This window comes from Roseivirga seohaensis subsp. aquiponti, from assembly GCF_001267955.1.
Lineage (GTDB): Bacteria > Bacteroidota > Bacteroidia > Cytophagales > Cyclobacteriaceae > Roseivirga > Roseivirga seohaensis.
This window is the reverse complement of sequence record NZ_JSVA01000013.1, coordinates 1-17160: the sequence shown is the minus strand read 5'-3', so window position 1 is coordinate 17160 and position 17160 is coordinate 1. Positions and strand designations below refer to the sequence as shown.

Below are 17160 nucleotides of genomic sequence, written 5' to 3'. Positions count from 1 at the left end.
AACGATATGTTTTTTAAATTTTTATTCTTCGTAATTCTAATTGGCTGGATTATCCGCAATGTGCTCCGCTTTTTTGTAGCAGGCCTAACCGGACAGCAAAGAACTGCGGGTGCTCGCCAACAGTATACGCAACAACATCGTCCCGAAGGGAAAATCAATGTTGACTACGCGCCTAAGAATACGAAAGAAAAATCCTCTGATAATTTCAGAGGAGGAGAATATGTAGATTACGAAGAGGTGGATTAATCCACCTCTTTTTTTGTGCTTACTTTTTTGGTCACAGCGAGACGCTATGACTAGTAAGTCTCAGTGAAAAGCTACTCTAGTCTTAGCGTCTCGCTAAGACTTTTCATCATTACACAATCATGATTGACCAAGTTTTACTTTCAAATAATACAATATTACGCCACACAAATTAATTGATTAGTACTATCTTGAGTTATGGGAAGAAAGTATGTCATTCGCAATCAAGAGCAGTTTTACTTCGTGACATTTACTGTGGTCTATTGGTTAGATGTTTTCATTAGGCAGGAGTATCGGAATATCTTGATTGATTCTATCAAATACTGCCAGAAAGAAAAGGGCCTTTTGGTAGGCGCGTGGTGCATTATGACAAGTCATGTTCATTTAATATTAGGCACAGACGAAACCTCTAAATTGGAAGACATCATCCGAGACTTGAAAAGTTACACTTCCAGACATATTAGAAAATATATGGAGAACAACCCACAAGAGAGCAGAAAGGAATGGATGCTATGGATGATGAAGCGGGCGGGCGAAAAGAAGTCAAACAACAAAGATTTTCAGTTTTGGCAACAGCACAATCACCCTATCGAACTTTCTACAAAAGAAATAATGCTTCAACGCCTTGACTACATTCATAATAATCCTGTTGATGCAGGTTTTGTAGACCAACCAGCCGATTGGGTTTTTAGCAGCGCTAGGGATTATGAAGACCAAAAAGGAATTATTGAAATAAGCTTTTTATACTAGTGTGGGGCGCAACGAGACGCTACAACTAGTTGTGTTAATCCCATTTCTTCTCATATCTCTAGTCTTAGCGTCTCGCTAAGACTTTAACATAGAGACTTTTTGGTCGCAGCGAGACGCTACGACCAGTGGGGGAAAACTATAATGCAACACCGTACCAGCGCTATGTTTTATACACATTGTTAGCGGCAGTACCATTTTGATAACTATTTATTAATTCTCTTATATCATCACTGTTCATCTCAATGTCCGATATGAAGAATTCATCTAGTTTGTCTTTTGTTGTTGTCCAAATTGATAACATTGTCCGCGACACGTCCTTACCCTCAATGTTTTTCTCTGTTACTACTTTAACTTTCTTTATGGTCGCCCAAGTATAAATATGTTCTGTGTCCTCGTCCTTTACCTTTATAAATTCTCTCGTAAGCGTAATTATCGGTCCCATTAGGATTCGCTTTATAAAATAACGATAAGAACAATAACACATGAAAGTCGAAAAAGATAGAGTGATTATGTCCTGCGCTACAATATTATTGAAGTCAATGAAGTACCTAGGAGAAAGCGCAAGCCCAATTAAAATAAGCGCGAAAAAACCTGTCTTTAACTTATTAACTCCTATCTCTAATTTATCTTTTGTCATGAGGTATTGCCGCTAACGGTCTCGGCTATGCGTAGTGCGGGATTTCAAGGCACTTCACTTTCCGTTTAGCAGTTAGTTTATTTAATGTAATTACTTTCATATCAGCACTTTCACCCGCATTACGTATAGCCAATGTTGTGCTTTCGTGCTTTTTTTCAGTCAATTGGAAACCCTTCATTTTTCAATTCCTGTTTTTCTTTATCTGTGAAGTTACTTACTATCATGTCCATTTTCCGTTTAGACTTTTTCTTATGGTAAACCCAATAATAGAGTAGACCTAAATGAGCCTGACCTTTGTACCATTTGCCTTCAGGATTTTTCTCCTTGTCATATCTCCACGCTCTCCATTCTTCTGTTCTATCGTTATCTAAAGTTCCTTTTTCCCATGGTCGAGGTTCGTCAAACTGCAATGTCCAAACTTCTTCTATTTCCTTTTTCATTTTTGGGTCGAGTATATCCTTTTTTGGTAAGATATAGTGGTTAAAGTTAGTTTGGTAGGCCATCTTGTTTGGGTTAGGGTCGTCAATCAGTTTGTCTACAAATCTTTTCGCTACGTGTTCAGGTTTACGACTCGTTTCTTTAAAGTCAAAGCCCAACTCTTCTATTTCCTTTCTAAGTTCAAGTTTCTTTTTCTTCTTGTTAGACTGTTTTACACCTACGAGCCAAGTTCCCAAACCTTCACCCTTGAATTTATAGCGGTGATTAACTCGGATATCTTCATTTGCGTCCATTGCTTCTTTCAGCAGAGCAAGCCAATTCTCTTCAATTAGTCTTTCTCTCTCTTTGTGTCCATCTTCAAAATGAAAGTCAATAGACATTAACTTTTCTAAATGCTCATCAGGCATTTTTAGAGTTGGGTGGTTGTATATATCCTTTTGCTTTCTATACCAACCGTAAAGAGTTCTATCAGGGTAATCTCGAGGAACAGTCGTTTTACCTTCTTTTTCTTTGAAGGCTTTCATTCTCTCGAACATACTGTCCCATTTTTCAAGATACTCTTCAGTTATTTTTAGTTCATACTTTTTGTTGGATTTAGAACCTTCTGTTATTTCAATTTGACCTAATTCTCCGATTTTGGGGTTTTTGAAACGTTCTTTTGTTTCATCATGCGTTTTCTTTACATAGTCTTCGTCTGATTCATATTTCTCTATAGAAATCAGGGAATTGTCAAGTAAGTACTGAATGTGTTCTGGAGTAACTCGGTCTAAATGTTCACTTGAAAAATCAAGAAGAGGTGCGAAATAATCTGTCAATTGGTTTAAGACTTTCATTCCGCTTTTGTCTTCACTGGTAAAGTCCAAAAGAACGGAAGATTCAACATTGAAGAAAAGTCCTGTTTTAGTCAGGTTGGAAGAGCCAACAATTATTCTGTTTCTTAATTGACCTTGAAAAAGGTAGACTTTTGGGTGAAAGATATATCTCTTTGAATTGTAAATATAGGCGTCAACATTTAGGTCTAAGAGCATTTCCAACGCTTCTTTAGAAGTGATTTTTTCATCGATCCCAACAAATACAGTCAATCTTCGACCTTCTCTATTTGCTTTCTTAATGAAGGGTTTCATTTCTCTCAGTCCTTTACTTCTCATAAAGGCGATAAAGAAATTCATGTCCGTAAAGACTTCATTGTTTATTGAAGAACAAATATGATTTCCGGCAGACTCGTCTGTCTCGTCATTTATTCCTTGTCCAATGAATTCTGTTATCATTTACGGTTTCTTTTTGCATGAAGCACAACGTTATGTATACGCCACGTTTGTGGCGCATATATCCCATGTAATTTATTAAAACTTCCTTATAGCGAACAATATACTGGTGCTATATGGAAGTTTTATGTGGCAGTTCTAAGAGAAATAGTGCGTATAGCAATTCCAATTATTCTTTAACCGCATACTTAACATACAACCAAGTAACCAAAGGCGGCACAAATACAGAAATCACCAGCCCCAAAATCATAATTGCTCCTTCTGGTTCAATTCCGCCAGTCGCCACTAAAGCTATTTCACCCAAAGGGCCTTTAGAAAACAGTCCGTTGTTGATCACATTCCAGCCAAGGTGAAGGCCAAAAGGAAGCATGATACTTTTTGTTTTAGCAAAGGCATATGCCCAAACCAAGCTCATTAAGCCTGTCAGTAGAAATACGTAAATCATGGGCACCACATTCCCAAATGCGCCAAACGAAAACCAATGGTAGATGCCAAAAGCAATGGCAGAAATCAATACCCCTGTCTTGCTGCCGAGTTTCTTGATCAGGAGGTAAAGTAGAGCGCCTCGGTAAATCAGTTCTTCCGTAAATACGGATTTGAGATCGTACCAAACTGAATCGAGTAACAGCGTAAAACTGAATTGACTATTCAAAAGCCAAGTTTCGGATCTTAAACCGGCCAAAGCAAGGGTAACCATGGTGCAAATAACCGCGGAAACTAAAAAACCCAATCCGAACTGTTTGAGCCTTTTGGTTACTGGTGTAAAGCATAAAGCCAACAGACTCTTCTTTTCAAAATGAAAAAGGATTAACCAGGATGCAAGAAGAATAATAAGAATGCCGAGCATAGCTGCTACAAGTCTAAAGCATTCCTCCATGAATAAAAAATGGATTCATTGCTGAACCCATTTAAGTGATTTCTTATGTCAATTGAAGTCTTAAGGCACTTTATACACCATCGCATTAATGTGCATTCCCGCGCCAACTGAGGCAAAAACCAGAATATCTCCAGAGTTGATTTTATGCCCTTCCAGTTCATTTCGTTGAATTAAATCCAACATGGTAGGAATCGTGGCTACAGAACTATTACCCAAATCTTGAATGGTCATAGGCATAAATTCGGCCATAGGTTTTTCTTGTCCGCAGATTTTAAAAAGCTTCTTTAAAATGGCTTCATCCATTTTTTCATTGGCTTGGTGAATCAAAATTTTATCTACGTCTTTCAGCTCCACTCCCGCTTTGTCCATGGCAGTTTTAATAGCTTCGGCTACATTCACTAGCGCATATTCGTAAATCTTACGGCCTTTCATTTTTATAAAGCGTTTGCCGTTTTGCTTTTCTGGGTGAAAGGAAGCACCCATTTCTAGGTAACTCATTTCAACCGTAGCATCGGTTCTAGAGCTTTGAGAAAGCACACCTCCATTGGTATCGGCTGATACTCCTTGAAAAATAGTAGCGCCTGCTCCATCTGCAAAAATCATTGAGTCACGGTCGTGCACATCCACCACACGACTAATGGTTTCGGTACCCACCACCAAAACGTTCTTAGCATCACCCATCATAATCATTTGGTAGGCCTGAATACTTGATTGCAACCAGCCTGGACAACCGAAAATCACATCGTAACAAGAAGTAGCTGGATTCTGAATATTTAGATTGTGCTTTACACGCGAGGCCAAGCTTGGCATCATGTCGGTGCGTTGCGTACCCACTTCCATATCTCCAAAATTGTGGGCTACAATTATATAGTCTAGTTCTTCAGCATCTATTGTACTATTGTCCAATGCATTTTTTGCAGCAATTGTAGCCAAGTCAGAGGCCTTTTGATCGTCATTGGCATAGCGCCTAGCTTTTATCCCAGTAATGGCTTCAAATTTTCGAATAATTTCAGCATTATCGGCTGTAAACTTCTCTCCGTTTTCCTGATAGAATTCAGCATTTAGGAAATCTTCATTTTTAACTATTCTTTCGGGAATACAACTTCCCACCCCGTTAATAATTACTTTGCAATCGCGCATAATTCACTTTTGTTAATTGTGTTTCACGGCATCCCAACAGGCCTCTGCAGCCTGATCTATCCTGTCGTCTGAAAGATTTTGATTGTTGTCAATATGTTGTTTGAGCAAAGACACGATTGGACCATATAGCAATGCTATGATGGTATACAATGGCAGGTCCTTCATGGCCTTGGCCCGCTTGGCCTCAATAAAAAACATCATCACAGGCGATAAAATCATAAAAGACTCTTCTCTTGTGAGGTTGCTCATATAAGGCGCGTAACGGTGCTGCTCAATAAAATTAAATTCCTTTGGGTGCTTCATAAAATAGTGAACCATGTTTTTCCATAGGTGCATAAAACGTGCTTTAAAATCACCCTCGTCACTATAATTATTGAGCATGGCCCGAATAATATCTCGCTTTATCTCTTTGAAAAGCTCATTGATCAGTTCCTCCTTATTTTGAAAATAACGGTATATAGTACCTGCACCAACTCCAGCTCGCTGAGCAATAATAGATATTGGCGTACCATGAAAGCCCTGCTCCGAAATTAAATTCAGAGTAGTACCTAAAATCAAGGAACGTTTATCAAGCTTATTTTCAAACATTTGTAATGCGGAATGAACGTTCATTCCGTGATACGAAGGAAAAGAGAAATGAATAGAAAACCAATCAGTTTTTAGCTTTTTGTTGGGTATATAGATGTTTTATGAGAGGTTCTCACGATTAGGCTTTGGGCTACCACAGTTTTGACCTATTTTTGTTCCCTATTTGTTTATAAAGTTCAAGCTTAATAAAGAACGCGTATGTCTTGGTTTGAGAGAAAAGTTAAAGGGATTACTACCCCTACAGAACAGAAGAAAGATGCACCAGACGGTTTATGGTTCAAAACCCCTAACGGGAAGATTGTTCATACCCGCGAGCTTAAAAACAATGCATATGTAAGCCCTGAAGATGGCTTTCATGTGCGCATCGGTTCTAAAGAATACTTCGAAATAATTTTCGATAATAATAAATTTACTGAAATGGACGCCAAATTGACTTCTGGTGATCCGCTTAAGTTTGTTGACAGCAAGCCTTACCCAAAAAGGATTGTAGAAACTCAATCAAAAACTCAATTGACAGATGCTGTTCGTTCGGCTCATGGCAAAATGAACGGGATTGACATTGTGGTTTCGTGCATGGACTTTGCCTTTATTGGTGGTTCTATGGGGTCTGTTGTGGGGGAAAAAATTGCAAGAGCAATCGACTTCGCTTTAGAGAACAAAATGCCTTTCTTGATGATTTCGAAATCAGGTGGTGCTCGAATGATGGAAGCAGGTTATTCATTGATGCAAATGGCCAAAACATCTGCCAAACTTGCACGACTTTCTGAGGCAGGTATTCCTTACATTTCGTTATTGACTGACCCTACTACGGGTGGAGTAAGTGCTTCTTACGCCATGTTGGGCGACTTCAATATTGCAGAACCAGGTTCATTAATTGGATTTGCTGGCCCACGAATTATCCGTGATACAGTAGGTAAAGATTTGCCAAAAGGTTTCCAAAGTGCTGAGTTTGTTCTTGACCATGGCTTCTTAGACTTTATTGTTGACCGCAGGGATTTGAAAAAACAATTGACTACATTGTTGAGTATGTTGAAGAATTAACAACCTCGCTATGAATCTGTCAATTTCTAAAACTGGAGTTCGAGTAGTATTGTCCGTCATACTGATGTTCACACTACTCGCCACCTCAATACTTTTAAAGATTGGCGCTCTATCTCTTGGCCTCGCCATTATGGTTTGGGCTACACTCAAAGTGGAAGGTTTTTACCCGAAGCCTAACAAGAAAGTACAGGCCGTTTGGCTGGGTATTTTGGGTGGATTAACGCTTATGGTGTTAGGCGTCTACGTTTTGGCTTAAATAACAGCAGAAACTACTTAGCTTAACAGTCTGAAGTACCTTATGAGACTTATTAAGCATCCCATACTTTGCAATTACTACGTTACTTATCGTTGCAACGCGACTTGTAGCTTTTGCGATATTTGGGAGAAGCCATCGCCTTACATTACGCTAGAAGATGCCGAACGCAATTTTAGCGACCTTAAAAAACTAGGCGTTAAGGTGGTGGATTTCACTGGAGGCGAACCGCTCCTCCACCGCGAATTGCCTGAGCTTCTAAAACTGGCAAAATCCTTTGGCCTCATTACTACCGTAACCACCAACGGCTTGCTCTACCCAAAGCGAGCAGAGTCGCTCAAAGGTTTGGTAGATATGCTCCACTTTTCCCTCGATTATGCCAGCAAAGAAAAGCATGATACCGCCCGTGGTGTTGCCTGTTTCGATACTGTAATAGAGTCAATTCAGCTGGCCAAAAGTTTGGGAGAAAGACCCGATATTCTGATGACGGTGTTTGAAGAAAACATTGATGAAATCGAAAAAGTCCATCAACAAATTACACTTCCGAACAACCTTGTACTTATTCTAAATCCAGTTTTTGAATATAACGAAGTGGAAACGGGTCCTTCACTTTCTTCTTCAACTTTAGACCTTCTAGAAAAGTGGGCTAAACGTAAAAACGTATACCTAAACGATGGCTTTATCCAATTAAGACGTGATGGCGGAAATCATATCGACAAGCCAGTTTGCAAAGCTGGAAGTACCACAATTGTGATTTCTCCGCAAAACGAGTTGGTCATGCCCTGCTATCATTTGGGAATAGAAACTATTCCGATTCAAAATGATTTGTTCAACCTTTATCAGTCAGAAAAAGTACAGGCTGCTATTGCTATGGAAGGCCGTTACGATGCTTGTGAAGGTTGCGCGATCAACTGTTATATGCAGCCTAGTTTTGCAGTTGAAATGAATAAGTATTGGTGGAAGGCGCTTCCCAGTACCCTTAAATACAACCGCATTAAAGGCACTTGGAAACAGCTTTTTTGAGGTGCTTTAATTTAAACTCCTTCTCTTTCCTGAGGCACAGAGTGTCTAAATTTCTCGATTCATGATTCCATTTCTAGCTCCTTCCTCCGAGGCTTCGGAGTCAGGATGAAAAGCAGTGTGCATACAACTAGATTCGAGGCTGTTTTTCGGCTTACCAGTTTAATAAATGGGCAAGCTCAAACTTACCGCCAAACCATTCCCTTCTATTAAGAGGGGTTAGGGGAGTGTGGTGCAAACCTATTTCACGGTGAAACACATTCAACTAACCGAATCACACTTTGCGCATCTTACCGATCTTTGCGGTTCACTCACTCTAACTCAGTAAAAAACCAAGATCAAAGCAGCTGAAGCTACGCCCACAAACACCCAAAGTGCAATGCCGTACACCAAAGGTTTATAGCCTACCACCTTGAATTCTTTGAGTGTTAAACTCGCCCCCATTAAAAACAATACCAAAGACATTAGCGATTTAGAAAAAGTAAACATGCTTAAGGTGAGTACTTTTGGAAGCGGAAAAGCGGCTGAAAAACCCATAGCTAGTATAAAGAAGAGCACGAACCACGGAAATTTGAATTGCTTTTTATCTTTAGTGAAAACGGCCACTCCGAGCATCAATGGAATAATCCATAATACTCTCACCAGCTTGGCAGTCGTAGCCAACTCCAAAGCTTCTTTACCATATACTGAAGCAGCTCCCACTACCGAACTGGTATCATGAATTGCTATAGCACACCATAAACCAAATTGATGTTGTGTCATGTGCAAAAAAGCCCCGAGGCTAGGGAAAATAAAAACAGCCAAGGCGTTTAGTAAAAAAACCACCGCCAAAGCAGAAGATATCTCTCTGGTAGAAGCATTAATTACAGGTGCCATTGAGGCGATGGCACTTCCTCCGCAAATTGCAGTTCCGGAAGAGATTAAGAAGGACATTTTCTTATCTAAATGAAATCGTTTTGTTAGGAACAAGCCTAAGCCTAATACTGAAAATACAGAAAGTGCCGTAAGCATAAACCCTTCCGAACCTGCCGATAGGGCTTTATCCACCGCAATGCAAAAACCCAATACCACCACCGCAATTTGCAGTAGCCATTTTGTGATTTTCGGCACTTGGCTAAAACCGACATTCCCTATTATGCTCCCGAAAATAAGCCCCATAATTAAGGCAATCGGGGCGTTGATTGCAGGCAAAAGGCATAACGCAGCTAGGCCTATAAACAGGCTTCTTTTGAAAATTAACATGATTTAGAGATTTAAATCGAAACGTTTAATTCAAGTTCTCTAAGTACTTATAGCCGCTTCCCGTATTGATCATCATAATTTTTTCAGAGCGAGAAATTTCTCCACTAGCAATAAGCTTCGGAATTGCTTTCCAAAGTGCTGCTCCTTCAGGCGCAACTAACACCCCTTCTTGCTTGGCCATTTTCTTCACTCCATCAATCATTTCTTGTTCAGAAACTGTCACCGAAGTACCACCCGACTCTTTCACCACACAGTGAATCATATCCTGACCAAAGGCCACCGGAACAGCCAAACCATTGGCCAAAGACTCTGTGTATTCAGAAATGTCTTTCGTAATTCCATTCAAAGAATCTACCACAGGAGAACAATTAGCCGCTTGCACTACAATCATTCGAGGCAACTTCACATCAGCTTTTAACCAGCCAAGGTTTATCATTTCATGAAAAGCTTTCCAGATTCCTAGTAGGCCCGTTCCTCCACCAGTAGGATACAGAATTACATCAGGCAACTGCCAATTCATCTGCTCAGCAATTTCATAACCCATGGTTTTCTTACCCTCTAGTCGGTAAGGTTCCTTTAAAGTGGAAATATTGAAAGCGCCTTGCTCTTTCTCAATTTTAGCAGCCAAAGCCCCACATTGATTGATCAAGCCCTTAACTAAAAGCAACTCTGCTCCGTAATACTGGCATTCGTCTTGAAATATTTTCGGGGTATGGCTCGGCATAATCACCGTAGCTTTAATGCCAGCCGAAGCGCAATAGGCAGCCATTGCCCCTCCTGCATTTCCCGCAGTGGGAACCACGCATTTTTCCACTCCTAATTCTTTGGCTTTTGAAACTGCCATACTCAAACCTCGCGCCTTGAAAGAACCCGTTGGGTTGAGTGATTCATCTTTCATTTGAAGGTCATTTAGCCTCAATTGAGCAGCCAATCGTTTGAGTGGCAGTATGGGAGTCATGCCCTCGCCAAGTGAAACAATATTGGCATCATCCAAAACAGGCAACATTTCTCGATAGCGCCACATAGTGGGTTTTCTACCCTGAAGATCAGAAATACCAAAGGGTTCGGTGGCATGATATTGTACTACCAATGGTTTGTTGCAGCAAGTGGCAAAAGTCTGCAATTCATGAAGGGAGTATGATTTTTTACATTTGGAGCATTCCAAATGACTGGCGAGTGATGTTTGTGTTTTGATGAAGTTCATGATGCAAAACTGCATCGCTAATCATAACCAATCAAATGAATAAAAGTAACCCATTATAACTAACGGTTATAACTAAATTTTGCCTGCTTAATAAAAGCCTTGGTCACATCGGTCATGGTTTCACCCGTTCTTGTTACAAAGTTGAAACTTCGTTCTACTGCCAAACCCGAAATATTTACTTCGGTAAGTAAACCCAAAGCCACTTCGCGCTTTACCGCCAAAGGCGAAAGAAAACCTACAGCGGTATCTTCCACCAAAAAATTCTTAAGTACTTCGGTACCGCCCAATCGTACTTTTATGTTTAGGTCGGAGGACTTAATATTCAACTGCGTCATTTTTCTAGACCAAGCAGACAAGGTTCCTGAACCCACTTCGCGCAGCGCCAAAGGAATTTCCTTCAGTTCTTTCATGGAAATTTCACGCCCTGCATAAGGGCTGTGTGTAGAACAGATCGGAATGATTTTATCCGCCATAAAAAAGTCATAATGAAGTCCGCTGGCCTCGTGCTTATCTTCTACTACAGCCAAGTCAATTTCTTCATTGGTCAGCGCCTTAAGAATGTTCTCTGTATTCCGATTGATCAAAGTTATTTTCACCAATGGCCATTTTTTTCGGAACGAAGAAAGCACTTTGGGCAAAACATACAGCGACAGGGTGGTACTAGCACCTATCCTCAGTTCGCCTTTGGCTGTCAACTGACTTTTGACAATGTCCATATCCGATTCCATGCGTTTCTGGATATGCTTGGCTTCACGCAAATAGCTAAGCATTTTTTCGCCTTGGGGCGTTAAAAACACAGCATTCCCTTTGCGCTGAAAAAGAGGCACTTCCATTTCTCCTTCCAATTTTTTTATCTGTTTGCTTACAGCAGGCTGTGATATACAAAGAATTTCCGCGGCTTTAGAAAAGCTTAAGTGACTGGCCACGGTATAGAATACTTCGTAAGAAATGGATAACATAGGCAGCAATATACGGGATTGATGGAAAGAAGACACGAAACATTTCGCTCCTTATTTCTGGTTTGAACAAGTCATTTTCAACTTCTGCTTCCTAGTGTAGGAGACTAGTTTACAACCATATTAAACCAAATTCAGTAAACTATACTTCATTCCATTTTTTATGAAGAAGTTATCATATCTATTTCTACTCCTGTTTGTCTTCGGCTGCCAGAATAAAGACTCAGAAACTCCTGTTCCTGAAATATCTATTGAGGTTCAAAAAAAAGTTAGTGAGTTTAACGATTCAACTTTTGTTGGTATAACAGAGGATATACAATACTCGAAAGGAAGCATTTTCCTTACTGAAATTGAAAATGGTAGAGTTTTAGAGTTAAATGAAGCCTATGAATTGAAGCAGATTTTCGGACGGAAAGGTGATGGCCCAACCGAATTACAAGATCCAAGAGCTTCTCAGGTTCACAATAATCAATTACTTATACTGGATGGCGGTCACCAGAAAATTAAGGTCTTCAATTTAGATGGAACGATTAGCCACCAATTTGGCAGAGATATCCCTAGCAGCGATGGATTTTTCATTAAAAACAACAAGCTGTATGGAAGTAAATATGATAAATCTACCCCACCGCTTTTCTCTTACAGCTTAACTGGTGAAGATTCAATCCACTATTTCGGTTCTCACAATAGAAGACTCACTGAGATCAATCATGATAGACCTAGAGTTTTTCGTTTGTTCCCATATAAAAATGAAATAATTGCAGTAAGTGAAAATGAGCCTGTAATAGAACGATTTGACTTCGCAGGAAATAAAACCGAAGAAATATACTATCCTGAGTACTTCGAGGAATTTATTGAGCACTCCATTAAAAGAGAAAAATCATCACCCCAGATGCGCGGCACAGCCGGCTTTGTTATAGATGCAAGCTTGCATGGCAGTGAGCTTTATATACTCCTAGTAGGGTTTGATTCGACCAAAAATAAAGTTACATCAAGGCAAATTTTCAATTTTACGATAAGCGATTCTAAAATTGAACTATCAAGAATTATTGAACTCAATAATGGCAAGGATGACACTTGGTATATGTCGTTTACCATCGTAAGGAACAAAATATTGGCCTTTGATGGAGTGACCTACGAGCTTCATGAGTTCGACTTACCTAAAAAGGACTAACCTGATAAATCATACCTAGTTACTTTTTTGCTAAATCGACCAATTCATAAACCATCTTCAAAGAGATATTTTCTATCTAGGAATTGTACTTTCAGATTATTTTTTTCATTATCTATTTTGAAATTCATAAAACGGCTTGTACGTTTGCAGTCACAAGTCGAGATTTTTTGATTTGGCATCAGCCAAATTTCAAGAATCGATTTATACAGAAGCGTGGAGAGATAGGCTCTATGATGCGCTAGCAACCATCCGCAGAGGAAAGGTGCTAATTCCTAATCCCAAAGAAGGCCAAGTGGCATTCGGGAGAATATAAATTTGACAGTTATGCAAACCTATTTATCCTTTGTGGACAAACGTCCGCTCCATACCACACCCTCAAAGTCAGGGTCAGTTCTTCATGTCTCAATTTGTTGTTTGATTACAGCCTAATTCTGAATTTCTCAGAATCCTTTCCTGCTGTTCTACATTCAAAATTCTTGTGTCATGACTACATCATTTCCATTTACTCAAAATCTTAAAAAAGTGAACGATTCGTTACACTACTATCGCCATTCTGGTGAATTCCGCCTAGAATCTGGTGAGATTCTCAATGAGCTTCAGATTGCCTACCAAACCTTTGGTGAGCTTAATTCAGACAAAAGCAATGTAATTTGGGTTTGCCATGCCCTAACGGCAAATGCAGACCCTATACAGTGGTGGCCAGGCTTGATTGGGTATAATTACCTGATTAATCCTGATGAATATTTTATTGTTTGCGCTAATATTCTGGGCTCTTGTTATGGCACTACTGGCCCCAAGGATTTCGACCCAAATACTGGCGAAAGGTATTTATCAAACTTCCCAAATATCACCATTCGTGACCAGGTAAAAGCACATATTTTGCTCAGGAAGCACTTAGAAATTGAACGCATCCATTTGGGTATGGGGGGATCTACTGGAGGTCAACAAATTCTAGAGTGGGTAATTGAAGAACCTATTTTTGATAAACTATTCGTAATCGCCACTTCGGCACAAAGCAGCCCTTGGGGCAAAGCCATTCGCGCTGCGCAACGCATGGCCATCGAAGCAGATCCTTCATTTTATTCCAGCTCGGTTAACGGAGGAAAGAAAGGAATGGAAGCGGCTAGGGCCATGGCCTTACTTTCATATCGTACACCCAGCACATTCAACCAAAGCCAGAAAGACGACAACGAAGCGCTCGATAATTATAGGGCCGAGAGTTACCAGCGTTATCAAGGGTTAAAGCTAAGTCATCGTTTTGATGCACGCAGCTATTATGTTTTGGGGAAGGCCATGGACACGCACAATGTGGGGCGCGGAAGAGGAAATGTTCAAAAAGCATTAGCCACAATAAAGGCAGAAACCTTAATCATTGGCATTGAAGGTGATATTCTTTTCCCAATAGAAGACCAGCAAATTATAGCGGAGCATCTGCCGAATTCAACATTCAAAATCATTCAATCCGATTATGGCCATGACGGCTTTTTAATCGAAACTCAAAAAATATCTGAAATACTAAAACCATTCTTAAATAATGAGAGCAATTAAAATAGGCCTTTTCGGCTTTGGCTGTGTAGGACAAGGCCTTTATCAAACCATCAACAATTCGAAAAACTTTGAAGGTGAGATCGTAAGGATTTGTGTGAAAGATCGCCATAAAGTAAGAAGTCTTCCCGAGTCCGTTTTTACTTATACTAAAGAAGACATTTTGAACGACCCTTCTATTGACGTAATTGTAGAGCTGATTGATAATGCGGAAGCTGCGCTTGAAATTGTAACTACGGCTTTGAAAAACGGCAAGTCGGTGGTAACTGCCAACAAAAAGATGGTAGCCGAAAACCTTGAATACCTGATTGATCTTCAGGAAAAAACTGGAAAGGGAATTTTGTATGAAGGTGCAGTTTGCGGCAGTATTCCTATCATCAGAACTTTGGAAGAGTACTTTGGACACGAACCACTGAACGAAATCAAAGGAATTTTCAATGGCTCAACCAATTACATTCTCACCAAAATTTTTGATGAGCATTTAGATTACGCTCAAGCTTTGGAAGAAGCCAAAGAAAAGGGTTTTGCTGAAAGCGATCCCACTTTAGATGTAAAAGGCTTCGACCCGAAATTTAAGTTGAGCATATTACTGACGCATGCTTTCGGCATTAACGTATCGCCAGAGAAAATCGCCAATTTAGGCATTGACCATTTGCAGCCAAGCGATTTGGAGTTTGCAAGAAAACACGGTTATAGAATTAAGCTGATTGCTCAAGCTTCGCGAAAAAACGATGAGGTATTTGCCTGCGTTTTACCACAGTTTATAAAGGAGAACCACAACCTCAGAAATGTAAATAACGAGTTCAACGCAGTTACACTGAACGGTGAATTCTGTGACGATCAGTTATTTATAGGAAAAGGGGCTGGAAGTTTACCTACTGGTGCGGCCGTGCTTTCAGATATTTCGGCATTGAGCTATGATTACAAATACGAATATAAAAAGCACTACAATCAGGGTAAGGTACATTTCAGTAGCGAAAACGCTGTAACAGTGTATGTAAGTTTTGAAAAACCAGAGCATATTGACCTCAACGAGTTCGAAGCAGTTTCCGAAAAATTCTTCTGCTTTGATAGAAGTTATGTGATCGGTAAAATCAAACTCTCAAAACTACTTCAATCTAAATGGGTTTATAACTCTAAAATCTCTGTAGTTCAGTTCGACAATGACACCGAAATTTCGGAAGAATTAGACCTTAGCGCACTGGAAACCGAGATTTTAGAATTGAGAAAGGGTCAAAAGTTGAGAGAAAAAATCAGCGTTTAAAGAGTATCTTCTAAATGCGTGGTTTTTTTACTGAATCCTTCTCCATTTTAATCTTTAGTGGATATATTTGTAGCCCTTATGGGAGGTCGATTTACGGCCTAACCAATTGTTGATTTAAAAGAGATTGTTAAATGTCTTCAGTAATTATCACTTCAGTAGTCGCGTTTTCGGCTGTAATCTTATTGCTCGTACTGATTTTGCTTTATGCTCAGTCCAAGTTAGTTCAGTCGGGAGACGTTAAAATCATCGTAAACGGTGACGAGGCGAACCCTATTATTACTTCCGCAGGAAGTACACTATTAAATACCCTTTCTAGTCAGAAAATTTTCCTTCCGTCTGCTTGCGGTGGCGGTGGTACTTGTGCCATGTGTAAATGTACCGTAAACGAAGGTGGAGGAGATGTACTTCCAACCGAAGTGGGTCACCTTAACCGTGCCGAGCAAAAAGAAGGCGTTCGTCTTTCTTGCCAAGTAAAGGTTAAAAACGACATGCGTATTCAAATACCTGAAGAAATCTTCGGTATTAAGAAATGGGAATGCGAAGTGGTTTCAAACTACAACGTGGCCTCATTTATTAAAGAATTCGTAGTGAAATTACCTGAAGGCGAGCACTTAGAGTTTGAAGCGGGTGGTTATATTCAAGTAGACGTTCCACCGGTAGTTTGTGATTTCAAAACGATCAACATTGAGCCGCATCCAAACGATCCGGCTGGTCCAGACAAGTTCAAAGGAGATTGGGACAAATTCCAGCTTTGGGATTTAAAAATGGTAAACGAAGAAGAAATCTTCCGTGCCTATTCAATGGCTAACCACCCTGCCGAAGGAAACATTATCATGTTGAACATCCGTATTGCTACTCCACCTTGGGACAGAGCAAATAATAAATGGATGGATGTTAACCCAGGTATTTGTTCTTCTTATGTATTTACTAGAAAGCCTGGCGATAAAGTAACTATTTCTGGACCTTACGGTGAATTCTTCATTAAACCTACCGATGCAGAAATGCTTTATGTTGGTGGTGGTGCAGGTATGGCGCCAATGAGATCTCATTTATTCCACCTTTTCCACACATTGAAAACAGGAAGAAAGGTATCTTACTGGTACGGTGGACGTTCAAAAAGAGAGCTTTTCTACCTAGAAGATTTCCAGAAAATCGAAAAGGAATTCCCGAACTTTCGTTTCTATCTTGTGCTTTCTGAGCCAATGCCAGAAGACAATTGGGTAGAGAAGAAAGATGTAAATGATAAAGAAGGTGATGGTTTCTTAGGTTTTGTTCACCAAGCGGTGATTGACCAATACTTGAGCAAACATGATTCTCCTGAAGATATTGAGTTTTACTTCTGTGGGCCTCCAATGATGAACGCAGCGGTAATTAAAATGTGTGACGACTGGGGTGTTCCACCTGAAAACGTAGCATTTGATGACTTCGGAGGTTAATTAACCCCAAGCAATAAAATATACAATGGCCATTCTTTTAGGATGGTCATTTTTTTTTATTGAAAAGATGTCCCGTCCTGAAATAGCGTT

The 17160-nt window shown here is 39.9% G+C and carries 16 protein-coding genes and 1 riboswitch; of the genes, 9 read left to right on the top strand and 7 right to left on the bottom strand.

Translation table 11 applies throughout. The features are described from left to right. Nucleotides 1-6 precede the first annotated feature (6 nt). Entirely contained in the window at nucleotides 7-246 is a 240-nt protein-coding gene (locus OB69_RS12220; RefSeq protein ID WP_053224026.1) for a hypothetical protein, read from the top strand. A gap of 195 nt (nucleotides 247-441) precedes the next feature. Continuing rightward, nucleotides 442-993, top strand: a complete 552-nt coding sequence (locus OB69_RS12215; protein ID WP_053224025.1) for an REP-associated tyrosine transposase — start codon at nucleotides 442-444, stop codon at nucleotides 991-993. 792 nt (nucleotides 994-1785) lie between these two features. Here OB69_RS12215 and OB69_RS12205 read toward each other — a convergent pair. The 4 genes from OB69_RS12205 to OB69_RS12190 form a co-directional block, all read right to left on the bottom strand. Continuing rightward, nucleotides 1786-3336, bottom strand: coding sequence for a helicase associated domain-containing protein (locus OB69_RS12205; RefSeq protein ID WP_053224023.1), 1551 nt, complete (start codon nucleotides 3334-3336; stop codon nucleotides 1786-1788). A gap of 166 nt (nucleotides 3337-3502) precedes the next feature. Next, nucleotides 3503-3985, bottom strand: coding sequence for a CPBP family intramembrane glutamic endopeptidase (locus OB69_RS12200; protein ID WP_245620813.1), 483 nt, complete (start codon nucleotides 3983-3985; stop codon nucleotides 3503-3505). Between the two features lie 285 nt (nucleotides 3986-4270). After that, nucleotides 4271-5350 carry a 3-oxoacyl-ACP synthase III family protein gene (locus OB69_RS12195; RefSeq protein WP_053224022.1) on the bottom strand — a complete coding sequence of 360 codons (1080 nt, stop codon included), beginning with the start codon at nucleotides 5348-5350 and terminating at the stop codon, nucleotides 4271-4273. A gap of 12 nt (nucleotides 5351-5362) precedes the next feature. Then, nucleotides 5363-5938: a TetR/AcrR family transcriptional regulator gene (locus OB69_RS12190; RefSeq protein WP_062299916.1), complete on the bottom strand. Its 576-nt coding sequence runs from the start codon at nucleotides 5936-5938 to the stop codon at nucleotides 5363-5365. Between the two features lie 198 nt (nucleotides 5939-6136). Between OB69_RS12190 and accD the strand changes: the two genes are divergently transcribed. From accD to OB69_RS12175, 3 genes are read left to right on the top strand one after another with little or no spacing between them, the layout of a single operon-like run. Beyond that, nucleotides 6137-6979, top strand: coding sequence for an acetyl-CoA carboxylase, carboxyltransferase subunit beta (gene accD, locus OB69_RS12185; protein ID WP_053224020.1), 843 nt, complete (start codon nucleotides 6137-6139; stop codon nucleotides 6977-6979). A gap of 10 nt (nucleotides 6980-6989) precedes the next feature. After that, nucleotides 6990-7235 (top strand): hypothetical protein, encoded by a 246-nt coding sequence (locus OB69_RS12180; RefSeq protein ID WP_157608564.1) that lies wholly within the window; start codon nucleotides 6990-6992, stop codon nucleotides 7233-7235. 42 nt (nucleotides 7236-7277) lie between these two features. After that, nucleotides 7278-8255, top strand: a complete 978-nt coding sequence (locus OB69_RS12175) for a radical SAM protein (protein ID WP_053224018.1) — start codon at nucleotides 7278-7280, stop codon at nucleotides 8253-8255. Nucleotides 8256-8573: 318 nt separating this feature from the next. On the opposite strand, the gene OB69_RS12170 is transcribed toward OB69_RS12175, so the two are convergent. The 3 genes from OB69_RS12170 to OB69_RS12160 are packed head-to-tail and all read right to left on the bottom strand — an operon-like array spanning nucleotide 8574 to nucleotide 11657. Next, on the bottom strand, nucleotides 8574-9494 hold the full coding sequence (locus OB69_RS12170; protein ID WP_053224017.1) for a YeiH family protein: 921 nt from the start codon (nucleotides 9492-9494) through the stop codon (nucleotides 8574-8576). A 25-nt stretch (nucleotides 9495-9519) separates the two neighbouring features. Further along, nucleotides 9520-10698, bottom strand: a complete 1179-nt coding sequence (locus OB69_RS12165; protein ID WP_053224016.1) for a threonine synthase — start codon at nucleotides 10696-10698, stop codon at nucleotides 9520-9522. Nucleotides 10699-10757: 59 nt separating this feature from the next. After that, complete coding sequence (locus OB69_RS12160; RefSeq protein WP_053224015.1) at nucleotides 10758-11657, bottom strand: LysR substrate-binding domain-containing protein; 900 nt, start codon at nucleotides 11655-11657, stop codon at nucleotides 10758-10760. Between the two features lie 160 nt (nucleotides 11658-11817). Between OB69_RS12160 and OB69_RS12155 the strand changes: the two genes are divergently transcribed. The 4 genes from OB69_RS12155 to nqrF all read left to right on the top strand — a co-directional run bounded on the left by OB69_RS12155 (nucleotide 11818) and on the right by nqrF (nucleotide 17070). Next, complete coding sequence (locus tag OB69_RS12155) at nucleotides 11818-12825, top strand: NHL repeat-containing protein (protein WP_053224014.1); 1008 nt, start codon at nucleotides 11818-11820, stop codon at nucleotides 12823-12825. 198 nt (nucleotides 12826-13023) lie between these two features. After that, nucleotides 13024-13141, top strand: a riboswitch (SAM riboswitch). Between the two features lie 167 nt (nucleotides 13142-13308). After that, complete coding sequence (locus OB69_RS12150; protein WP_053224013.1) at nucleotides 13309-14373, top strand: homoserine O-acetyltransferase family protein; 1065 nt, start codon at nucleotides 13309-13311, stop codon at nucleotides 14371-14373. Beyond that, nucleotides 14360-15634, top strand: a complete 1275-nt coding sequence (locus tag OB69_RS12145) for a homoserine dehydrogenase (RefSeq protein ID WP_071426778.1) — start codon at nucleotides 14360-14362, stop codon at nucleotides 15632-15634. Before OB69_RS12150 ends, OB69_RS12145 begins: the two co-directional genes overlap by 14 nt. A gap of 131 nt (nucleotides 15635-15765) precedes the next feature. Next, nucleotides 15766-17070: an NADH:ubiquinone reductase (Na(+)-transporting) subunit F gene (gene nqrF / locus OB69_RS12140; protein ID WP_053224012.1), complete on the top strand. Its 1305-nt coding sequence runs from the start codon at nucleotides 15766-15768 to the stop codon at nucleotides 17068-17070. Nucleotides 17071-17160: the final 90 nt, after the last annotated feature.